The sequence below is a fragment of the Streptomyces sp. NPDC055239 genome (assembly GCF_053606205.1).
In genome coordinates, this window is sequence record NZ_JBSGRD010000007.1 from 125,556 (window position 1) to 143,401 (window position 17,846).

The following is a 17,846-nucleotide window of genomic DNA, read 5'->3' on the forward strand; positions in this document are numbered from 1 at the left end:
GCGCACATGAGCGCACCTCACTCCGGCGAATCCGATGAATCCGACGACTCGGCTCCCGAGCAGATCGCCGCCGATCTGTCGAACGTCGTCCGGCGCCTCGTACGGCGCCTGCGCGGCGTGACAGCAGAGACCGGACTCAGTCCCACGCAGCGTTCCGTGCTCGCCCGCCTGGATCGCGGGGGCCCCGCCACCACCGCGGTCCTGGCCCGCGAGGAGCTCGTCCGGCCGCAGTCCATGCGGCTGACCGTGGGCGCCCTCGAGGAGATGGGCTTCGTCGAGCGCGCCCCCGATCCCGACGACGGGCGGCAGTCCGTCGTCTCCGTGACCGATCAGGGGCATCGCACCCTCACCGAGATGCGGGCCGCCAAGCACGACTGGCTCTCGACGGCCCTGGCCGACGGACTCGACCCGGCCGAGCGCCGCCAACTGGCCGACGCCATCGTGCTGTTGGAGCGGTTGGCGCAGAAGTGAGGACGAAGCCGGACGCCCCGGCCCGCCCGGCGGCGGGGACGGTCGAGCGTCCCGCCTTCGGGGCGCGGCTCACCGCACCCCTGCTCCTCGGCTCGCTGCTCAACCCGCTCAACACCACGATGATCTCCACCGCCCTGGTGGCGATCGGGCACGACTTCGGTGTCGGCGCCGCCGACACCGCCTGGCTCGTGTCCGTCCTCTACCTCGCGAGCGCCGTCTCCCAGCCCGTGCTCGGCAAACTCGCCGACAGCATCGGGCCGCGCCGGGTCTTCCTCGGCGGACTCGTGGTCGTCGTCGCCTCCGGACTCGTCGGCACGCTCGCACCGGGCTTCGGCTGGCTGCTCGTCTCCCGGCTGCTCCTCGGCATAGGCACCTCCGCGGCCTACCCCGCCGCCATGGCCGTCCTGCGCGACGAGTCACGCAGGCTCGGCAGGACGACCCCGCGCACCGTCCTCGGCAGGCTCTCCTTCGCCGCGCTCGGCAGCGCGGCGATCGGACCGACGCTCGGCGGACTCCTCGTCGCGACCGCCGGATGGCGCGGCATCTTCGCCGTCAACGTCCCCGTCGCGCTCCTCGCGTACGGTGCGGCGTTCCGCTGGATCCCCAAGGACCCGCCGCGCGGGGAGCGGCCGGGCAAGACCGTGGCGGGCGGCCTCGACCCGCTCGGCACCCTGCTCTTCACCGGCGCGCTGACCTGTCTCGTCGTCTTCCTGCTCGACCTGGCGCACCCCCTGTGGTGGCTGCTCGCCCCCGTGGCGGTGCTCTCCACCGTCCTGACCTGGTGGCAGCTGCGCCACCCGCACCCCTTCATCGACCTGCGCATGCTGGGCCGCAACCACGCCCTTGCCCGCACGTACCTGCGGCACGGCCTGAGCTACCTCGTCGTGTACTGCGTGATGTACGGCTTCACCCAGTGGCTGGAAGAGGCCCGTGGCCTCTCGTCCCTGCACACCGGGCTCGTCATGCTGCCCATGTCCCTTGCCGCCCTTGCCTGTTCACTGCTCGGCGCCCGTACGAAGGGCATCCGCGCCCCGCTGGGCATCGCCTCCGTGCTGCTCGTCGTGGGCAGCGCGCTGCTCTTCTTCACCTCGGGCAGCACGCCGCTCGCCGTACTCCTGCTGGCCGGTGCCTGCTTCGGCATCCCGCAGGGCCTCATGGGCACCAGCAACCAAGCCGCCGTGCAGAGTTTCGCCCCGGCCGACGAGATCGGCTCCGCCGCCGGGCTGCAGCGCACGGCGCAGTACATCGGCGCCATCGCCGCGTCAGGACTGATCGGCCTCGCCTACGGGCAGCGGGCCGACGACGCAGGACTGCACCTCATGGGCGCGGTCGGCGCCGTCCTCGCGCTCGCTCTGGTCGCCCTGACGTTCACCGACCGGGCCCTGCGCGCCCGCACCTGACCAACTCCCCGGCCCCATCCCCGTACGACTCACGTACGACCCCCGTACGACCCCCGCAAGAAAGAGAACCGAGCCATGACTGCCACCACCCTCGACGCCACCACGGCGCTCGTCCTCGTCGACCTCCAGAAGGGCATCACCGCCCTGCCCACGGCCCACCCCGCCGCGGAGATCGTCGAGCGCTCCGCCCGCCTCGCCGACGCCTTCCGTGAGCGTGACCTGCCCGTCGTCCTTGTCCGCGTCACCGGTGGCGCCCCCGGGCGCACCGAAGGGCCCGCTCGCGGCGGCGATGTGCCCGCCGACTGGGCGGACCTGGTGCCCGAACTCGGGCGCGAGGACAGCGACATCGTCGTCACCAAGCAGCAGTGGGGCGCCTTCTACGGCACCGACCTCGACCTCCAGCTGCGCCGCCGAGGCGTCACCCAGGTCGTGGTCGCCGGCATCGCGACCAGCATCGGTGTCGAGTCGACGGCCCGCGCGGCACACGAGCACGGCTACCACGTCACGGTCGCCGTCGACGCCGTGACCGACATGGACGCCGACGCACACCGCAACAGCGTCGAGAAGATCTTCCCGAGGCTCGGCGAGACGGACACGGCGGAGGCGATCGCGAAGCTGCTCTAGCCGGTCCGGGCGTGCTCACCGCACGCCGTTGCCGTCCCCCTTGCCGAGGAGCCACAGTAGGTACGGGCCGCCGACCAGCGCCGTGAGCGCGCCGACCGGGATCTCGAGGGGCGGCACCAGGGTGCGGGCCGCGAGGTCCGCACCCACCACGGTGATCGCACCCGTCAACGCCGCGCACACAAGAGGGAGATGGGCGGTCCGGGTGAGTCGGCGGGCCAGCTGTGGTGCGGTGAGCGCGACGAAACCGATGGGTCCCGCGGCCCCGGTCGCGGTCGCCGCGAGAATCACGCCCAGCACCGTCAGGCCGAGCTGGGTCGGTCTGACCCGTACTCCGAGGGCCGCCGCGGTGTCGTCGTCCAGGCTCAGGTAGCGCTGCGCACGCGCGGCCCAGGGCAGAGCGGGCAGGCACAACACCAGGATCCAGGTGAGCGGCCCCGTCTGTTCCCATCCGCGTCCGTTGAGGCTGCCCGCGAGCCACAGTTTGACCTGCTCGGCGGCGGCCTGGTCGCTGTCCGTGAGGTAGAGCTGGACGATCGCGGACAGGGCGACGCCGATCCCGACTCCCGTCAGGACGAAGCGGTTCGCCCGCATTCCGTGCCGCTGCCACGCCACCGCGTACACCAGCGCCGCCGCCCCCATACCGCCCGCGACCGACACGGCGGGCAGGGCGCCCGGTGAGGTCACCGTGCCGGTGGCGAGCAGCAGCACGGTCGCCGCCGCGGCGCCGTGTCCGACGCCCAGGACGTCGGGGCTGGCGAGCGGGTTGCGGGTGACGGTCTGCACCAGCGCGCCGGAGACCCCGAGCGCGGCGCCGACCAGGGCCCCGAGCACGATGCGCGGCACGCGCAGCTCCGAGACGACCAGGGTGTACGGGCTCGGCCTGCCGCGCAGGACGTCCCACACGTCACCGGGCGCGACATAGTTCTGGCCCGCGCAGGCCGACACGGCCATCGCCGCGGCGAGCAGGACCAGGAGCACGGTGGCCGTGGCTGCGGAGCGCCGGTGCAGGAGGAGGGACACGCGTTTGCGGCGCAGGACCGTCTGACCGGCGGCGGGCGGGCGGGCGGCGGTCACCGTGCCACCGTTGCCTTTCACGTAGCCGCTCCCTTTCTCCGTACGAGCACGATCAGTACGGGCACCCCGACCAGCGCGGTCATCACCCCGGCCGGTACCTCCGCGGGCGCCCGCACCACCCGCCCCGCCACGTCGGCCGCGAGGAGCAGACAGGCGCCGAGCAGGGCGGAGAGCGGCAGTACCGTGCGGTGGCCGCCGCGGACCATGCGGCGGGCCAGGTGCGGGACGGCCAGGCCGACGAAGGCGATGGGCCCCGATGCGGCGACGGCCGCCGCGGTCAGGACGGTGGCGCCGAGCGCCGCGCAGATCCGTACGGTGTGCACCTTGTGGCCGAGGGCCCGCGCGGTGTCGTCACCGAGGACGAGCGCGTCGAGGCCCCGTGCGCAGCCCAGGACGAGCAGTGCCCCGGCGGCCATGAACGGCAGCATCTGCGTGACGATCCCGGCATCGCGGCCGGCCAGCGAACCCGCCTGCCAGAACCGGAACTGGTCGAGGGTGGCCGAACTCGACGTCAGCAGAGCGGTGGTGGCGCCCGCCACCATCGCGGAGAACGCCGTCCCGGCGAGCGCGAGCTTGACCGGTGAGGCCCCGCCCCGGCCGCGTGCGGCGATGGCGTACACGACGCAGGCGGCGACGACCGCGCCCCCGAAGGCGTACCAGACGTACCCGGAGAACCCGCTCGCCAGGCCGGTCGCGATGGCGAGGACGACCCCGGCCGCCGCTCCCTGGCTCAGCCCGAGGATGCCCGGGTCGGCGAGCGGATTGCGGGTGACGGCCTGGAGCGCGGCCCCGGAAAGACCGAGCGCGGCGCCCGCGGCGAGGCCCACAGCGGTGCGGGGCATCCGCAATGACCGCACCACGATGGCGTCCGGTGAGTCCGCGTGGTGCAGCACCGCGTCGACAACGGTGGACAGCGGCACCGACCGGGTGCCGACGGCGAGGCTGAGGGCGGCGGCAGCGACGGTGAGACCCAGCGCGACCGCCAGCCAACTCGCCCCAGCTGTACGGGAGCTCATGCGCCGAGCGACGCCGCGAGCTGCTTGACCACCAACCGGGCCGCCGTCGGGCCCGCGTTGAGATACCACGGGTCGTCGTCGACCTTGACGGCATGTCCGGCCTCGACCCCCTTCAGGGACTTCCACAGCGGCCCGGCGAGCACGCTTCCGGCGTCCGTCTTCTTGGGGTCGCCCTGGACCGAGTAGAAGATCCAGTCGCCGTCCGCGAGGTCGATGCGCTCGGTGCTGATGTCCTCGGAAATCGCCCTGAACGTCTGGGACTTGGGACGCCCCACGCCCATGTCGACGGCGATGGAGCCGGTGAAGGAGGAGACCCCGAACATCCGGGTCCTGTCGGGTGTGAAGCGCACCATGGACACGGTGGTGCCGGAGCCGTCGGTCTTCTTCCCCTCGGTGGCCGCCTCGTCGGTGATGTCGTCGAGCAGGCTCTTGGCCTGCTCGCCCTTGCCGACGGCCGCGCCGACAAGGAGCAGATCGCGCTTCCAGTTGATGCCCTGTCCCTTGGTGACGACCGTCGGCGCGATCTTCGACAGCTTGGGGTAGAGGTCCGCGAGCGACTGGTTGACCAGGATCAGGTCGGGCTCGGCCGCCTCCAGGCTCTCCAGGTTGGGTGCGGAGCGGGTGCCCGCGTCGGTCATCTTCGCGAGCTTGGACTTGTCACGCGGGAAGGCGTCGCGCAGATAGTCGGGCACGAGCCCGGCGTTGTCGGCGCGCGTGGTGGCAGTGGGGACGAGGCCCAGAGTGAGGAGGTCGTCGAGCTGGCCGGTGCTGAGGGCGGCTATCCGCTTCGGCTGCCCGGAGATCTCGGTCTTGCCCTCGTAGTGGCCGACGGTGCGCGGGAAGTCCCCGTCCGTGGCTTTCGACCCCATTTTGCCGGTCAGTTCGTCGGGGGCCGCGGTCGGCCCCTCGGCGGCTCCGGCCACCTTGTTGCGGGACCCCTCGGCCGCGCCCTTGCCTTCCGCCCCGCTGCCGCCGCCCGACGAGCAGCCGGTCAGCAGCATCCCGATCACGGACAGGCCGACGACGGCCTTCACGTCCCACGCACGCACAATGATCCCCTCGAAGAGATTAGGTGAGGCTTACCTTATCTCTCAGCCGTGAGGGTGAAGTCACCGGCCGCCGGGCGTGCGCGGACCTCGGAAGATGATCGCCGCTACTACTCGCTACTCCTGACTACTGCTTCGGGGGCTCGTACACGAACGGCGTCGTCACGCTCAGCGGTACGAACCCGAGCCGCTGAAGGATCGGGCGGCTGTCGTCGGTGGCGTCCACCTGGAGGTAGCGGTAGCCGCGGTCGGCGGCGATGCGGGTGCGGTGGGCGATCAGGGCTCGGTAGATGCCCTTGCCCCGCCACTGAGGTGCGGTGCCGCCTCCCCAGAGGCCGGCGAAGTCGGTGCCGGGGTAGAACTCCATCCGCGCCGAGCTCACCGGCACGTCACCCGCCATCGCGACCACCGCGACGACGGCGTCCGGGGTCTCGGTCAGCTGGGTGAGGACCCGCTTGGCGAGGCGCTCGCTGAGTCCCGAGCCGTCATCGCCGAACGCCACCTCGTGGGCGTCCGCCATCAGCTGCACGCCGGCCGCGTCCGTCACCGGGAGCAGGCGCACCCCCTCGGGCAGTTCGGGCTCCGTGGACAGGTCGGCGACCTCGGCCACCATCACGGTCTCCGGCGGCTCGGGGACGAAGCCGGCCGCCCGCAGCCGGTCGGCGAGGTCGGCGGGGCGGTCGTGGGAGTACAGCTTCCACTCGAACTCGCGCCCGAGAGACGTGTAGTACCGCACCTGCTCGGCGATGACGGCATCCGCCGTGTCCGCGTCGACGTCCGCCCAGTGGACGCCGTTCCAGTCGTGCTCCGCGCCCAACTGCCGCACGACGGCGCCGACTCGCTCGACGCGCGCGCCGGGGCTGTCCGTCCGCGCGTCGCGCCGAATCTGCCGGTCGTACGTCGCCAGTACCTCTGCGTGATCCATGCGGGTACTTCAGCAGCGGGGGTGGGGCGCGGCAACCGAATTGATTACCGCCGGTGGGGCTCGGTTCCGTCCTCGGGAGCAGTCAGGGTCACGCTTGCCATCGACAGCGCAGCCCGGCGGTTGCGAAGCCCGGGCCGAAGGCTACGGCGACGCCGTGCGCGCCATCGGCGGGTGGGGCTTCATGCGTGCGCTCAAGCACTCGGAAGACGCTGGCAGCGCCCATGTTGCCCTCATCGGTGAGTGTGTCCACGGAGTGGCGAATGTCGTGGGCGTCGAGACCGAATGCCTCTGCGGCGTCCGAGATGATGCGATGGCCGCCGGGGTGGATCACGGCGAAGTCGACGCTCCGCGGCCCGAGCCAGTCCATGAAGGGCGGGAACGTTTCGGCAGCCGCGGACGGGGCCTGCTTGGTGGAGTCGAAGTGCATCCCGCTCGCGTCGAGTCGGCCTCTGTATCGATCGAGGCTTTCGGGAAGTACGTACTCGAAGGTGTCCTCAATTGCCAGGCCCGAGGTCAGCGGAGTGCCGGAGACGATCGCGGCACCCGCGCCGTCCGCGAACAACGCTTTGTAGATCATCGATTCCATCGTGGTGGCGGAGTGGTTGTAGGAGGTGGAGAGGACTTCCGCCGCCACGACCAGGACCTTGCTGTCCGGACGGGCGGCGATGAGATCGGACGCTCGGACGAGGCTCTGGACGCCTCCGGCGCAGGCGACGGTCGTCAGAGCGACGCGGCGCACCGTGGGGTGCAGGCCCAGCCGGGCGATGAGGTGGATGTCGAGGTTGGGGACGGCCCAGCCGGTGGAGTGTGTGGTGACGATCGCGTCGATGTCTCCCGCCGTCAGTCCTGCCGCGTCGAGGGCTGCCGTGGCGGCCTGCTCGGACATCGTGACGGCGTCGTCGAACGCGGCCTGGGTGCGTTCATGGACGTCGGCCGTGCCGGAGACGGTGGGGGAGTCGAGGGGGCGGGTGAAATGACGGGTGCGGACACCGCAGTTGCCCACGACGCGCAGGATGGCGGTGAGCCGTGGGTGATCGTGATGGTGGGAGCGTATGTCGTCGGCGATCTCATCGGTGGTGATCTTCTGGGAGCCGAACACGGTTCTGGGGCTTGAGACGAAGGCAGGCACGATTGCTCCCACGGGGCTAGGGCGGGCGGGTGCCGTTAAACGTACTTGACGAGGCCGAATCCGCACCCCTCAACCTCCGAGAGGTGCGCGGCGGTAGACGTGCCGTCAGCTGGCTCGAAGCACCGGCTCACGCGTGTGGTTGCGCTGGGCGCCTGCCTTGAATATGAGGATGAACAACCGCGCACCGGGCGCCGCCATAGGCTGTGCCGCGCAGATCGACACCCAGCCCGGCCCTTGGCGGGCGTGATTCAAGGGGCGCTCGTGTCCGTCAGGGTGGATCAGCGCGCCGTCGGTCTCGTAAAGGGCGGCCATCTCGGGATTGGTGAGGACCTCCTTCTCGATCTGGCGGAGGATCTCGTCGTCCGGACGGGCCGTGAGGGCGGCGCGCAGCTGTGGCAGAACCATGGGCGCCCACGAGTTGCGCCAGTCCGTCAGTGTTTCCCGGCCGATTCGGTCGAGCAGCATCCACCGCATGGTGTTGCTCGGCACGCTGCCCGGGAGGAACAGGGTGGCGAAGGCGTCGTTGTACGCGAGCAGCTCCCAAGAGGCGTCGGTGACGTACGCCATGTGCCTGATGCCGTCTACGGCCTCCCGCCATACGCCGGCGATCTCTTTGCCGGATGACGAGTACAGCGGACCCGGTGGGTCCTGACGTAGTGCGAAGCGGTTCAGCGACACCCATTCCTGCTCATTGAGCCCGAACAGCCTCGCTACATCCCGCAGCAACGACGTGGGCGGATTGGGATAACTCCCCGACTCCAGGCGGTGATACGTCCCAATAGCCCGGTGCAACAGCTGGTCGACCTGATGCTGGGAGAGGCCGCGGGCCCGTCGCCCCTGGCCCGTGGGGCGGCTGAAGCCGTGTGATTCGGGGGCAATGAGGGCGCGTCGTTCGCGGAGCAGAGCGCGGAGCGCCGTCTTGTTCATGGTGGCTAATCCCTCTTGTACACGCCGAGTTGAGCACCACCAGTCTAAATATTCTCACCAACTTTGGTAGTAAAGATTGCCCGAAGAAAAACGATCAGCCGATGCGGCATCATGGATGGAGCGGAACCGCCGACCTGCAAGCTTCATCGTCGGCGGGCACGCGGACACAAGTGTGGGGCATCTTGACCGGGGAGCTTGAAATTGGCTGAAATTCCCCGGCGTTGGGTACCCCCTAGGCCCATTGGGCCGCTGCGGGAAGTGTATGGATCGCTTGTTCGTATTCCGATGTGTGTGGTCGGTAACGGAACACTCGGGACGTACGGCGCATGACTTCCCGAATCGGTTCTTGGGTCCACTGGCTGCGGCCGGTGCCGTCACTCGCCATTACGTAGCGGCCACGGTACCGGCCGCCCGCAGTTGTACCGGGCGGTTCAGCGACACGATCGGCAGCCGCGTTCATCCGGCCAGGAGCCGGTCGCCTCATTCGGCGGGAAGCTGCTTCTCGGCCAGGGCCAGGATCTCCGTCACGCGCAGTCCGAACCGCACGTCGCAGGAGTGCGGCCGACCGGATCGCGCCGACTCGACCAGCGCGTCGACCGCCGAGCGGAACGCGCTGAGTGCCCCGCCCCCGGACGGCATCAGCGCAGTTCCCGCCTCGCCGCGCAGTTCCACCGTCACCCCCGACGCCTTCGCGGGCGTGCTCAGGCTGAGCGTCGCCGTGCTCGACGCCCCGCCGCTGTGCCGCAGGATCAGATGGACCAGGTCCGCCGGACCCGCCGCCGCCGTCACGTCGGTCACATCGCCGAGCACCGGCACCAGGACGGACAGCGCGTGCGGGCCGACGTCCCACAGGCCGCCCCGCTGCGCCCGCCACGGCGACGGGAACGGGCTGGTTCCGTCCGCCGAGTAGAACGAGCCGTACCAGTCGGCGCGCCCCGTGAACCAGCCCTCCGTCGCCGCCTGTTCCGTCACCCAGGCCGACGTCGGCCCGGCGAAGCGCAGCGTGAAGAAGACGACGGACGCCACCCGGGCGGCTTCGGCCGCCGCCGCGAGGTCACGTGCCGCGGCCACTGTCGTGGCCACCGGCTTGTCCAGGAGCAGATGACACCCGGCCGCGGCGGCCCGCGCGGCCAGCGGCGCCTGCACGTCCGGCGGCACGGCGAACGCCACGGCGTCGCTCGCGGCGAAGAGTTCATCGACGTCCGCGTACGCCGTGGTCGCGTGCCCCGACGCAAGGGCGGTCGCCGCGTCGGACCGCCGTCCCCATACGCCGCTGAACTCCACGTCCGGGTGCGCGGCGAGCGCGGGAGCGTGCGTGGACGAGGCCCAGGGGCCCGTGCCGACAAGGCCGATTCGCAGTTTCTTCATGGGCGGCATTATGGCTGACTCCATACTGTCGGCGGTGGCGGTGCCCAGCTCTCACAAGGCGGTTGGCTGCTCTTCGCTGTGATGTTCAAGCCGGGGATGGCTGGATCCGGTTTCCGAACTCGCCGGTGGTGAAAGCCCATTCACCCGCTATGGTGAATTCTCATTCACTTCGTTTCGCCTCCATTCGCTTCTCTGCACCGCGTGCCCGCGCTGGAGTGATCATGAAGCTCGTCCCGATATCCTCTGCGGCCGGCACAGGCATAGCCGCCCGCCTGACGGTTCCGGTTCTGGCCTTCGGCGGCATTCTCATGGCGGTCATGCAGACGGTGGTCGTGCCGCTGCTGCCCGATCTGCCCCGCCTGACCGGCAGTTCACCGGGTGCGGTGTCCTGGCTGGTCACCGCCACTCTCCTGGCCGGTGCGGTCCTCACGCCCGTACTCGGCCGGGCCGGTGACATGTACGGCAAGCGGCGGGTGCTGCTCGCCGCGCTCGGCCTGATGACCGTGGGCTCGACGCTCTGCGCGCTCACCTCCGACATCCGCCTGCTGATCGCGGCCCGTGCGCTGCAGGGTGCCGCGGCCGCCGTCGTACCGCTGTCGATCAGCATTCTGCGGGACGAGCTGCCGCCGGAGCGCACCGGTTCGGCGGTGGCGCTGATGAGCTCGACGGTCGGGATCGGGGCGGCGCTCGGCCTGCCGCTCGCCGCCCTCATCGTGCAGTACGCGGACTGGCACGCCATGTTCTGGGCGACGAGCGCCCTTGGCGCCCTGGGTCTCGCCCTCGCCTGGTGGACCGTACGGGAGTCGCCGGTCCGTTCGCCGGGGCGCTTTGACATAGCTGGTGCGCTGGGTCTTGCCGTCGGTCTGGTGTGTCTCCTGCTCGCGGTGTCGCAGGGCGGGCAGTGGGGGTGGGGCAGCGCGCCCGTGCTCGGGTTGTTCGCCGGTGCCTTCGTCGTCCTTGGCGTGTGGTGGAGGCAGCAACTCCGCTCGAAGCATCCCCTGGTGGATCTGCGCCTGGCCTCCGGACGGCGCGTGGCGCTGCCGCACGTGGCGGCGCTCCTGGCCGGGTTCGCCTTCTACGCCAACTCGCTCGTCACCGCCCAACTGGTGCAGGCGCCCGTCGCGAGCGGCTACGGCCTCGGCCTGTCGATCGTGGCGACCGGGCTCTGCCTGCTGCCCAACGGCCTGATCATGCTGGTGCTCTCGCCCGTGTCGGCCCGGGTCTCCACCAAGTACGGCGCCCGCGTGACGCTTGCGATCGGGGCTGTGGCCATGGCGCTCGGCTATGTCGTGCGCATCGTCGACAGCCGTGATCTGTGGGTGATCCTGCTGGGGGCGGCCGTGGTCTCGACGGGAACGACATTCGCGTACTCGGCCCTGCCCACCCTGATCCTGCGGGCGGTGCCCCTCGCGCAGACCGCGTCCGCGAACGGCGTGAACGTCCTGATGCGCACCATCGGGCAGAGCGTGTGCAGCGCGGCGGTCGCCGCCGTACTCGTCCGGCACACCTCCGTGCTCGACGGGGTGCATGTGCCGACCCTGCCCGGTTACCAACTGGCCTTCGCCATGGCCGGATGCGTCGCGCTCGTCGCCTGTGCCGCAGCTGTCGCCATACCCTCGGACCCGTCGCCGGACAGCCCGGAGTGGACCGTCGGGCGGCCAGGACCCACGCAGGAGACGGCCCTGGAAGGAAGAAGCTGACACCTTGGACACCTCTGACGCCACGACAAGTGACGCCACGACAAGCCCGGCCTCCGGTACGGCAGCGCGGCCCGATGCGTGTGCCGCCGGACCCGCACGCCGCGACGCCGAGGAGACGAAGGCCGTCATCATCCGCGCCGCCCGCTACCTTCTCGCCCGGCACGCGCACGCCGACATCACGCTCAAAGCCGTGGCCGAACGGGCCGGTGTGAGCGCGCCGTTGATCCTGAAGTACTTCGGCAACAAGGACGCGCTCTTCGCCCGCATCATGTCCTTCGAGACCGACGCCGATGCCCTCCTCGACGCGCCCCTCGCCGAACTCGGCCACCACATGGTCCACCACCTCCTCACCGGCCAGGCCGAGCACGGCGCCGACCCCATCCTGCGGATCGTCTTCGCCCCGCTCCACCGCGAACAGGGCGACATCCTGCGCGCCAACTTCCGTGCTCAGGTGGTGGATCGCCTCAGCCGGCGCCTCGCGGGACCGGATGCGGGCGTGCGCGCCGAACTGGCGGTGAGCACGCTGCTCGGTCTTGGCGTGATGTACGGGATAGCCCGGGGGCAGCATGTGCGGGGCACGCCGATCGCCGGGATCACCGAGCGATACGCGCCCGCTGTGCAAGCATTCCTCACGCCTCCCTGAGAGTGCCGTCCGCCGCGAGGCCGCGTTCGGTGAGCTCGGTGAGGGGCCCCGTCGGTCTCTGGAACGGAGAGCACACGTGAGTGAAGCGAGGCAGCGCCCCGCGTTGGCGAGTGAGTTGGGCATGGAGCCGCATCCGGAAGGCGGCTGGTTCGTGGAGACCTGGGCCTCGGGCCACTCCTTCACGCCCGCGGACTACCCCGGCGCGCGGAAGGCGGCCACCGCCATCTACTTCCTGCTCTGCCCGGGAGAGCAGTCCCGCTGGCACGTGGTGCGTTCCGACGAGATCTGGCTGTGGCACCGTGGCGGCCCCTTGGACCTGCGTCTGGGAGGTGACGGCGAGCTCCCGGAGGAAGGGGCGGCGCCCATGCGGCTCGGCCCGACCGTCGAGCACGGCGAGCGCCCGCAGATCCTGGTGCCCGGCGGAGTGTGGCAGGCCGCACGCCCGACCGGTGACGAACCGGTCCTGGTGAGCTGCGTCGTCGCACCGGGCTTCGACTACGCGGACTTCCGGCTTGCGGACTGAGGTGGTTCGGACGGCGAGGCGTCCCGCGGCGAGCACACCACCGTGGTCGCTGAGTCCTTCCCCCGGTGCACGACGGCGACCGCCGCGAGCCCGACCGCCAGCCCCAATGCCGTCTGCACGCCGAAGGGTTCGCCGAACATGAGGGCGCCCCACACGGCCGTCACCGGCGCCATCAGGAACATGAGCGTGTTGACCTGCGTGACTCCGGAACGACGCAGGATCAGCCAGTAGAGCCCGTACCCGCCGAAGGTGGAGAGCGTCACCAGCCAGCTGATCGCCACCCAGAACGACGCCTCCGCCGGCGGCGCTGCCGCGCCCGCGCCCACCGCGAGCGCCGTGAAGATGACGGCGCTGGTCACGCAGTGGACCGTCATCGAGACGGCCGGGGCGACCGGAGCGGGGGAGCGGCGGTCCAGGAAGGTCGCCGCGACCAGCGAGAACATCCCGAGGAACGGCACCAGATAGGCCCACCAGGGGGCGTCGGTGCCGCCCGTGGCGTCCGCCGCCGTCACGATGACGACCCCGCTCACGCCGAGCCCGAGGCCCACCCACTGGGTGCGCGAGACGTACTGGCCGAGCAGCGGTCCGGCCAGAGCGCCCGCTACCAGCGGCTGGGTGCCGTCGATCAGGGCGGTCGTGCCGCTGGAGACGCCGAGCTGGATCGCGTAGTACACGGTGAGCAGATAGCCGCTCTGCGAAAGCGCCCCGACCACTGTCTGCCGCAGGACGTCGCGCGCCGTGAGACCGCGCCACGACGCCCGCGCCACGGTGAGGGCGACGACCGCGAGAACGAGGGCCAGCGGAAGGAACCGCCACATCAGGACCGTCACCGCGGACGCGCTCCCTGCGCCCATCTTGGCCCCGATGAAACCCGAGCTCCAGGTCAGTACGAACGCGGTCGACAGCAGGACGTTCATGGGCGTTCCTCCGATGTGGTGGTGGTGGCGGTGGCGGCGGTGGCTGCGGTCCCGACGGGGGAGAAGGCCGTCAGGAGCGGGCGACGCGGTAAACAGATCTGTCTACTCGCCGACGAGTATACAGATCGGTTTACTATGGAGTCATGAGCGACAGGGTGAGTGAGATCGCGAAGGCCGCAACGGGCTCCGGGAGTGCGCCGCGGAGGATCGTCATGACGCCGGGTGCGCAGCGCGCGCTGGATGCCGCGAGCGCGCTGTTCTACGAGCGCGGCATCCATGCCGTCGGGGTGGATCTCATCGCCGCCGAGGCCGGGGTCACCAAGAAGACGCTGTACGACCGGTTCGGCTCCAAGGAGCAGATCGTCGTCGAGTACCTGGCGGCCCGAGACGAGCGCTGGCAGGCCTTCCTCGCCCCGTACGTGGAGACCCCGACCACCCCGCGGGCCAGGATCCTGGCCGTCTTCGACGCCTCGCGCGACTGGGCCGACACGAACAGCACCAAGGGCTGCAGCATGGTCAACGCACACGCCGAGATCAGCGACCCCGCGCACCCCGCCTATCAGGTCATCACCGGCCAGAAGGCCTGGATGCTCGCCCTGTTCACCGGCCTCGTCCGCGACATCGCGCCCCGCAGGGCGGCGAAGCTCGGCAGGACACTCATGCTGTTGCACGAGGGTGCCCTGGTCGCGCACGGTCTGCGCATCTTCCCGGACGCGATCGATCACGCTCGTGACGAAGCGGCGGCGCTGCTCCGTGACGCTCTGCGCGCCGCCGCCTCTGCTGAAGAGAAGCGCAGGTGAGGGCCCCTTTGGGGAAGTCTTTGCCGTTGGCCGGAACGCGCTGTTCCGTGTTACGGGGTCATTGACCGTATGCAGTCGCGAGGCGCACTCTGGCGAAATAGCTGCTAGCTACACCTAGTTTCGTCGGGTGCGGCTCGCAGGCAGCGTGAACCAGGAGGTAGCGCATGTGCGGCATCACTGGCTGGGTCTCCTTCGACCGTGATCTGCGGTCCGTCTCCGACACCTTGGACGCGATGACCGAGACGATGTCCTGCCGCGGCCCCGACGACCGCGGCACCTGGATCGAGGGACCCGCCGGACTAGGGCACCGCAGGCTCGCCATCATCGACCTGCCCGGCGGGCGCCAGCCCATGACCGCGCGGACGCCGCGCGGCACCGTCGCCCTCGTCTACTCGGGGGAGACGTACAACTTCACCGAACTGCGCCGCGAACTGACCGGGCGCGGCCACCGGTTCACCACCGAATCCGACACCGAAGTCGTCCTGCGCGGCTATCTGGAGTGGGGCGAGGCGGTCGCCGAACGGCTCAACGGCATGTACGCGTTCGCGGTGTGGGACGGCCGGCACGACAAGCTCGTCATGATCCGCGACCGGATGGGCATCAAGCCCTTCTACTACTACGAGACCCCGGACGGCGTCCTGTTCGGCTCCGAGCCCAAAGCGATCCTCGCCAACCCGCTGGCTCGTGCCCGGGTGACGACCGACGGTCTGCGGGAGCTCTTCACCTTCGTCAAGACGCCGGGCCACGCCGTGTGGGACGGCATGAACGAGGTCGAACCCGGCACGGTCGTGACCGTCGACCGCAGCGGTCTGCGCCGTCACACCTACTGGCAGCTGGAGACCCGCCCGCACCTCGACGGCCGCGAGGAGTCCATCGCCAGGGTGCGCGAGCTCCTCGACGACATCGTGCGCCGCCAGCTCGTCTCGGACGTGCCGCGCTGCACGCTCCTCTCCGGAGGCCTGGACTCCTCCGCGATGACGGCGATCGCCGCGCGTCAGCTCGGCGAGGCGGGCGAGAACGTACGCAGCTTCGCCGTCGACTTCGTCGGCCAGAGCGAGAACTTCGTCGCCGACGCGCTGCGCTCCACCCCGGACACGCCCTACGTGCACGACGTGGCCAAGGCCTCCGACACCGATCACCGCGACATCGTCCTGGACTCGCACGCCCTCGCCGACCCCGAGGTACGGGCCAAGATGATCCGCGCCCGCGACCTGCCCATGGGCTTCGGCGACATGGACGCCTCCCTCTACCTCCTCTTCCAGGCCATCCGCGAACACTCGACGGTCGCGCTCTCGGGGGAGTCGGCGGACGAAGTCTTCGGCGGCTACCTGCAGTTCTTCGACGAGGATGCCCGCAACGCCGACACCTTCCCCTGGCTCGTGCGGTTCGCCGAGCACTTCGGCGACGACGCGGACGTGCTGCGCCGGGACCTGACCGACGCCCTCGACCTGCCCTCGTACATCCAGAACAGCTACGACACGGCGGTCGCCGGGATCCGACGCCTCGACGGCGAGAGCGACTTCGAGTTCCGGATGCGGAAGATCTGCCATCTGCACCTGACCCGGTTCGTGCGCGTCCTGCTCGACCGCAAGGACCGCGCGAGCATGGCCGTCGGGCTCGAGGTGCGGGTGCCGTTCTGCGACCACCGCCTGGTCGAGTACGTCTACAACGCCCCCTGGTCCCTGAAGTCCTTCGACGGCAGGGAGAAGAGCCTCCTGAGGGAGGCGACGGCAGACGTCCTGCCGCGTTCCGTCTACGACCGGGTGAAGAGCCCCTATCCCTCGACGCAGGACCCCAAGTACGCCATCGCCCTCCAGGAGCACGTCAGGGATCTCCTCGCCCGGCCCGCTCACCCGGTCTTCGACATCGTCGACCGGGACCGGGTGACGCGGGCGGCGGGACGCGACGTACCGCAGATCACCCAGGCGTCCCGGCGCGGGCTCGAACGCACGCTGGACCTGGCGCTCTGGTTCGATCTGTACAAGCCGGAGATCGTCCTGACCTGAGAGCGTCACTGCCCCGAGCAGCTGCGGATCGTCGGCTGCGGTGGAACCCGTTCCTCCTCGGGGTCGGGTTCCACCGAGGTCGCGAGGGTGTCGAGGAAGCGCTGGAGCGCGGGTGCGCCACCGGGGCCCAGGCTCCGGCGCACTGGCGGCACGGCTGCCGGGGCGCCGGAGCCGCGAGGGGCCCTGGCGGTGGGGCAGGGGTGTTCCGCGGCGTGTTCCGTGGCGTCGACGATCACGGCCCGGCGGCGTATGAACTCATCGACCGGGAGTCCGAGTTGGTCCGCGTTCCGCAGGACCGCTTCGTACTCGTCGGGCGTGAACAAGACCTGCACAGGCTTGGCACCGTCCATGAACGCATGATGCCGTCTGATCGTCCGCCGCGCGGTGCGGTTGGCATATTCGCGCTCGAAGGCGTGAAACGGAACGGTATCGACATGAACGGTCGCAAAGAGAGGTAGGCCCCGACCGGACGGGGGAATCGCGATCGGGACCTACGTACTGTTCAACGGTGAACCAATGGTCGGTGTTCCCAGGTCGGAGCTCTGTCGCTGTGAGCTGCGTTACGTCCCGGACGGTGTCGGGAAGGGCACTTACGGCGACTCCGAGCCCGGGTCGTACGCCACAGGAGAACGCGCGACGCGGAAGCCCACGTCGTCGATCCGGAATGTCGGATGGCTGCGGCGCCGCACCGAGGCCCGGCAGCTCCAGTGCTCGTCGAACCATCCACCGCCGCGGAGCACCCGATAGGTGCCGTACACCTCGGCGTCGTAGAGGTCCCAGCACCACTCCCAGACGTTGCCCAGCATGTCGTGCAGCCCCCACGCGTTGGGCTGCTTGCCGCCCACCTCGTGGATCCGCCCGGAGCCGTTGCCGCCGTGCCAGGCGATCTCGTCGAGCGGCCCGTAGCGCGCACCGGTCGTACCGGCCCGGCAGGCGTGCTCCCACTCTGCCTCGGTCGGCAGCCGGTAACCGTCGGCGGACGCGTCCCACTCGGCACCTTCGGCACCCTCTCCGTCGGTGCCGAGCCGATAGGCGGGTGTCAGTCCCTCCCGCAGGGACAGGGCGTTGCAGAACCGGACCGCGTCCAGCCAGGAGACGCCCTCCACGGGCAGCCCGTCGCCGCTCGCGGTGCTCGGCCGCTCGCCGGTGACTCGCGCGTACTGCTCCTGGGTGACGGGGAACGCCGCGAGCTCGTGGGCCGCGACTTCGACCGTCCAGCTGCGCCGCGTCCGCCGGTCCGACAGCGTCACCTGCCCCGCCGGGACGCTGATCATCTC

18 protein-coding genes are annotated in these 17,846 nt (G+C 70.5%); 8 read left to right on the top strand and 10 right to left on the bottom strand.

The features are described from left to right. The first annotated feature begins 6 nt into the window (after window positions 1-6). The 3 genes from ACWFRJ_RS23080 (at window position 7) to ACWFRJ_RS23090 (ending at window position 2,495) form a co-directional block, all read left to right on the top strand. A complete protein-coding gene (locus ACWFRJ_RS23080) occupies window positions 7-471 on the top strand; it encodes a MarR family winged helix-turn-helix transcriptional regulator (RefSeq protein ID WP_453533900.1) in 465 nt (154 codons plus the stop codon). Further along, window positions 468-1,871 (top strand): MFS transporter, encoded by a 1,404-nt coding sequence (locus ACWFRJ_RS23085; RefSeq protein WP_453533903.1) that lies wholly within the window; start codon window positions 468-470, stop codon window positions 1,869-1,871. The genes ACWFRJ_RS23080 and ACWFRJ_RS23085 overlap by 4 nt, the downstream gene beginning before the upstream one ends. Window positions 1,872-1,946: 75 nt before the next feature. Then, on the top strand, window positions 1,947-2,495 hold the full coding sequence (locus ACWFRJ_RS23090) for an isochorismatase family protein (RefSeq protein ID WP_453533905.1): 549 nt from the start codon (window positions 1,947-1,949) through the stop codon (window positions 2,493-2,495). Between the two features lie 15 nt (window positions 2,496-2,510). Here ACWFRJ_RS23090 and ACWFRJ_RS23095 read toward each other — a convergent pair whose 3' ends face one another. The 7 genes from ACWFRJ_RS23095 to ACWFRJ_RS23125 all read right to left on the bottom strand — a co-directional run bounded on the left by ACWFRJ_RS23095 (window position 2,511) and on the right by ACWFRJ_RS23125 (window position 9,980). Next, window positions 2,511-3,590, bottom strand: coding sequence for a FecCD family ABC transporter permease (locus ACWFRJ_RS23095; protein WP_453533908.1), 1,080 nt, complete (start codon window positions 3,588-3,590; stop codon window positions 2,511-2,513). Next, entirely contained in the window at window positions 3,587-4,585 is a 999-nt protein-coding gene (locus ACWFRJ_RS23100) for a FecCD family ABC transporter permease (protein WP_453533911.1), read from the bottom strand. Before ACWFRJ_RS23100 ends, ACWFRJ_RS23095 begins: the two co-directional genes overlap by 4 nt. Further along, window positions 4,582-5,634, bottom strand: a complete 1,053-nt coding sequence (locus ACWFRJ_RS23105; RefSeq protein ID WP_453533914.1) for an ABC transporter substrate-binding protein — start codon at window positions 5,632-5,634, stop codon at window positions 4,582-4,584. The genes ACWFRJ_RS23100 and ACWFRJ_RS23105 overlap by 4 nt, the downstream gene beginning before the upstream one ends. A gap of 124 nt (window positions 5,635-5,758) precedes the next feature. Beyond that, window positions 5,759-6,556: a GNAT family N-acetyltransferase gene (locus tag ACWFRJ_RS23110; protein WP_453533917.1), complete on the bottom strand. Its 798-nt coding sequence runs from the start codon at window positions 6,554-6,556 to the stop codon at window positions 5,759-5,761. Window positions 6,557-6,644: 88 nt separating this feature from the next. After that, on the bottom strand, window positions 6,645-7,685 hold the full coding sequence (locus ACWFRJ_RS23115; RefSeq protein ID WP_453533920.1) for a 3-oxoacyl-[acyl-carrier-protein] synthase III C-terminal domain-containing protein: 1,041 nt from the start codon (window positions 7,683-7,685) through the stop codon (window positions 6,645-6,647). Window positions 7,686-7,790: 105 nt separating this feature from the next. Then, window positions 7,791-8,612: an MmyB family transcriptional regulator gene (locus tag ACWFRJ_RS23120; protein WP_453533923.1), complete on the bottom strand. Its 822-nt coding sequence runs from the start codon at window positions 8,610-8,612 to the stop codon at window positions 7,791-7,793. Between the two features lie 480 nt (window positions 8,613-9,092). Further along, entirely contained in the window at window positions 9,093-9,980 is an 888-nt protein-coding gene (locus ACWFRJ_RS23125) for a Gfo/Idh/MocA family protein (protein WP_453533926.1), read from the bottom strand. Between the two features lie 221 nt (window positions 9,981-10,201). Here ACWFRJ_RS23125 and ACWFRJ_RS23130 point away from each other — a divergent pair, with 221 nt between their 5' ends. The 3 genes from ACWFRJ_RS23130 to ACWFRJ_RS23140 all read left to right on the top strand — a co-directional run bounded on the left by ACWFRJ_RS23130 (window position 10,202) and on the right by ACWFRJ_RS23140 (window position 12,846). Next, complete coding sequence (locus tag ACWFRJ_RS23130) at window positions 10,202-11,680, top strand: MFS transporter (protein WP_453533929.1); 1,479 nt, start codon at window positions 10,202-10,204, stop codon at window positions 11,678-11,680. Between the two features lie 4 nt (window positions 11,681-11,684). Continuing rightward, window positions 11,685-12,323 (top strand): TetR/AcrR family transcriptional regulator, encoded by a 639-nt coding sequence (locus ACWFRJ_RS23135; protein ID WP_453533932.1) that lies wholly within the window; start codon window positions 11,685-11,687, stop codon window positions 12,321-12,323. A 76-nt stretch (window positions 12,324-12,399) separates the two neighbouring features. Further along, window positions 12,400-12,846, top strand: a complete 447-nt coding sequence (locus ACWFRJ_RS23140; protein WP_453533935.1) for a cupin domain-containing protein — start codon at window positions 12,400-12,402, stop codon at window positions 12,844-12,846. On the opposite strand, the gene ACWFRJ_RS23145 is transcribed toward ACWFRJ_RS23140, so the two are convergent. Beyond that, window positions 12,819-13,763, bottom strand: coding sequence for a DMT family transporter (locus ACWFRJ_RS23145; protein ID WP_453533938.1), 945 nt, complete (start codon window positions 13,761-13,763; stop codon window positions 12,819-12,821). The genes ACWFRJ_RS23140 and ACWFRJ_RS23145 overlap by 28 nt on opposite strands. A 212-nt stretch (window positions 13,764-13,975) precedes the next feature. On the opposite strand from ACWFRJ_RS23145, the gene ACWFRJ_RS23150 reads away from it, so the two are divergent. Beyond that, window positions 13,976-14,563 carry a TetR/AcrR family transcriptional regulator gene (locus tag ACWFRJ_RS23150; protein ID WP_453534611.1) on the top strand — a complete coding sequence of 196 codons (588 nt, stop codon included), beginning with the start codon at window positions 13,976-13,978 and terminating at the stop codon, window positions 14,561-14,563. Window positions 14,564-14,727: 164 nt separating this feature from the next. After that, the gene (gene asnB / locus ACWFRJ_RS23155) at window positions 14,728-16,569 is read left to right on the top strand and encodes an asparagine synthase (glutamine-hydrolyzing) (protein WP_453533941.1); all 1,842 of its coding nucleotides are present in this window, start codon (window positions 14,728-14,730) and stop codon (window positions 16,567-16,569) included. Between the two features lie 5 nt (window positions 16,570-16,574). On the opposite strand, the gene ACWFRJ_RS23160 is transcribed toward asnB, so the two are convergent. Beyond that, complete coding sequence (locus tag ACWFRJ_RS23160) at window positions 16,575-16,919, bottom strand: plasmid mobilization protein (protein ID WP_453533944.1); 345 nt, start codon at window positions 16,917-16,919, stop codon at window positions 16,575-16,577. A 240-nt stretch (window positions 16,920-17,159) separates the two neighbouring features. After that, window positions 17,160-17,843, bottom strand: a complete 684-nt coding sequence (locus tag ACWFRJ_RS23165) for a formylglycine-generating enzyme family protein (RefSeq protein ID WP_453533947.1) — start codon at window positions 17,841-17,843, stop codon at window positions 17,160-17,162. Window positions 17,844-17,846: the final 3 nt, after the last annotated feature.